The sequence below is a fragment of the Burkholderia sp. Ac-20379 genome (assembly GCF_017104645.1).
Taxonomy (GTDB): domain Bacteria; phylum Pseudomonadota; class Gammaproteobacteria; order Burkholderiales; family Burkholderiaceae; genus Burkholderia.
In genome coordinates this window covers 1-1,012 of the sequence record NZ_JAAGPF010000760.1, presented here as the reverse complement: position 1 = coordinate 1,012, position 1,012 = coordinate 1, and the positions used below count along the sequence as shown (strand labels likewise).

General features: G+C 66.5%; 1 protein-coding gene. It reads left to right on the top strand.

The window, feature by feature from the left end:
• Positions 1 to 243: 243 nt before the first annotated feature.
• A partial coding sequence (locus G3N92_RS34455) for an AzlC family ABC transporter permease (protein WP_206131931.1) occupies positions 244 to 1,012 on the top strand: 769 nt, incomplete at its 3' end.

Here is a 1,012-nt window from a genome sequence, read left to right as displayed (position 1 = left end):
AAAAAAAAGAAGAGAGAGAAGAGAGGAGAAAGAAGAATGAAAGAGAAAAGGATGACAAGGAGAGGTACAAAGAGACGAAGACGAAGGACAAAGAAGAGGCTAGTCCGAAAGCGTCTTTTCCCGGTGCGACGACCTGTCCGGCGGGGTCCGGCGCTATAATCGCGCACCATTCAACGAAAACACGACGGGAGGCACTGCGCGAGGCGCGACCGCCCGGTTTTCCGTGCCGCGCGGCCCCCTCCCATGCTCGCTCGTCTGTCCGCTACCGATCGCTTCGCCTTCATCCAGGGGGCGCGCGACTACGCGCCGACGCTCACCGCCATTCTCTCGTGGGGCCTCGTCACCGGCATCGCGATGAGCAAATCGGTGATGACCACCGGCCAGGCGGTCTGGATGACGCTCCTCGTCTACGCCGGTTCGTCCCAGCTCGCCGTGCTGCCGCTGCTGGCGGCCAAGCTGCCGATCTGGACCATCCTGCTGACGGCCGCGATGGTCAACCTGCGTTTCGTGATCTTCAGCGCGGGCCTGGCGCCCCATTTCTCCTATCTGCCGCCGTGGCGGCGCATCGCGATCGGCTATTTCAACGGCGACGTGATCTATCTGCTGTTCGTCAAGCAAGGCTTCGCGAACGGCTACGTGCCGGGCAAGGAAGCCTACTTCTGGGGAATGGCGGTGGCGAGCTGGCTGTCGTGGCAGGTGTCGTCGATGGCCGGCATCGCGCTGGCCGCCGTGGTGCCTGACCAATGGGGCCTCGGGCTGGCCGGCACGCTGGCGCTGATTCCGATCATGGTGTCGGCGGTGGCGAACCGCTCGACGCTGGCGGCCGTGGCGGTGGCCGGCATCGCGGCGCTGCTGGCGGTGGATCTGCCTTATCGGCTCGGGCTGCCGATCGCGGTGTTCGCGGCGCTCGCGGCCGGCACGCTGGCCGATCTCGCGATCGAGCGGGCCGACTGGCGCCGCCTGCGCGCCGAGGTCCGGCCGCGCGACGCGGTCGATCCGGCCGACGCCGCGC